Consider the following 1,843-nt stretch of genomic DNA (forward strand, 5'->3'; position numbering starts at 1 on the left):
CAAGGTTCAGGTGCAGCGCGGAGCCGCCGTCGAGCCAGTCCACCAGTTCTTTGCCGTGCAGCAGGAATTTGTCGAGCGCGTTGATTTCTTCGTCTTCGACGACGTAGAAATAGGAGTTGTAGCATTCGCGGCTGACTTGGTAGCCGTCGGCTTTGTCCCATTTGGCGTTTTTTACGCCGAGGTTTTCGGCGGGGACAAACTCGGTGTTGAACTTCACGCCGTAGTGTTTGCTGGCGGCTTGGTTGGCTTCGAATATGGTTTTCAGACGACCTTGGACAAAGTTAATGTAGTCGTCGTTGTAACCGACTTTGATGCCTTGCGATTCGGCGGCTTCCGCCATGCCGTTGATGCCGATGGTGAGGAACTGTTTGTCCAACGTAATGAAGCCTGCATCATAAACGGGCAGCATTCCGGCGGCTTGGTATTCTTCCATAAGTTTGCGGTAGGCGTATTGGTATTTGTGGATTTTGGCCACTTCGGCGGCAAGGTCGCGCCCGTCTTGTTCCAATCGGTTCATGTTAATGGTGATGACGTTGATGGAACCGGTCGCCACACCGCCCGCGCCGAGTGTGTAGCTGAAGGTGCGGTCTTCGATGGCGTTGCGCAGGCGGCAGCAGGAAGCCAAGGAGTCGGGATTGTCGGAAAGATAGACGAAGAAGGAATTGCCTTCCGCCAACTCTTTCGCCATTTCGTCGGCAAACACGGTGTCTTTGCATTTGCCGCCGTCGGTCAGCATCGCAGCGGTCACGACGGGGAAAGTCAAAACGGCTTTGGTGCGTTCCTGATTGAACCATTTGAGGAAGAAGTTTTGCAGCTTCGCCACGCTCGCCCACACCGGTTTGCTGAAATCGGGGAAGACGAAATCGCCGAACATCGCGTCGAAATAGTATTGATCGTAAACGGAAATATTCCAAAACACGCTCTGATAACCGCGCGCGGCGGCAGGCTGGTTGATGCTGTACACCACCTGCTGCATATGGTTGGCGATTTCTTTGCCGTGGGTTTCCAAATAATCGTCGCCGTAGTCCTTGCGGGCGAAGTAGTCGAAATAAGTCAGAAATTCCACCGTTGCCACCGCGCCGGCAAATTGCGCGCTGATGGCAAACACCAGGTTGATAAACGAACCGCAAAACGAAGCCAGATGTTGCGGTGCCTTAGATTCGCCGCCGAGTTTGCTTAAGCCGTCGAGCAGGAAGGGATACAGCGTAACCGACACACAATAAGGCTTGAGGCTGGTTTCGTCGTGTACATAAATCTCATGCGCCTCAATTTGGCGGATGTATTCGTCGGCGACGAATTGGTCGAAAATTTCGGCGATTTTACGCGATACTTGGGCGCGGTTAATCTGCACGAAAAAGTCTTTCATGATTTCCGCTTCCATCGTGGCGATGTTTTTCTGGGTAACATTGGCGTTGGCGTCCATTTTCGAGCCGTCCGCCGCGTTTTGCGCGCTGATGTAGTCGCGCATAAATTGTAGTTTTCCGTTTAACTGTTCGGGATGCAGCCGAATCATGTTAATTCTCCTGTATGGTTTGGATGATTTATCAAGCAATGACGGTCAGGCCGTCTGAAACATCGCTGTCAGCGAATACAATAAATTCAATTTAAATCAGTGCAATACAGCATTAAGCTAAATTGAAGCCACTGGAAAAACTTTAGGCGCAGGTTTGTCTTTGATAAACAAGCGGTTCAACACCTCGCCCGTGCGCAAATCGATAAACTTCTGATTGGTGGCCGGACTGTCTAAGCCGCCCAGCTCCATCTGCCAGCGGCCGGTTTTCAGATACGTCAAATAAGGCAGAATGCCGTCTGAGGCCGCCTCCAGCTCCTCACGCTCTAGGCC

Annotated in this window: 1 protein-coding gene and 1 pseudogene; both read right to left on the minus strand. The window is 52.0% G+C overall.

The genetic code is table 11. The annotated features are described in order from the left end of the window. The coding region (gene nrdD, locus ACTHUR_RS10790) for an anaerobic ribonucleoside-triphosphate reductase (RefSeq protein WP_440398574.1) at positions 1-1,513 on the minus strand (1,513 nt) is incomplete at its 3' end. A 117-nt stretch (positions 1,514-1,630) separates the two neighbouring features. After that, a pseudogene (locus tag ACTHUR_RS10795) lies at positions 1,631-1,843 on the minus strand (anaerobic ribonucleoside-triphosphate reductase activating protein); the annotation flags it as partial.

The organism is Neisseria sp. P0021.S007, assembly GCF_051956855.1.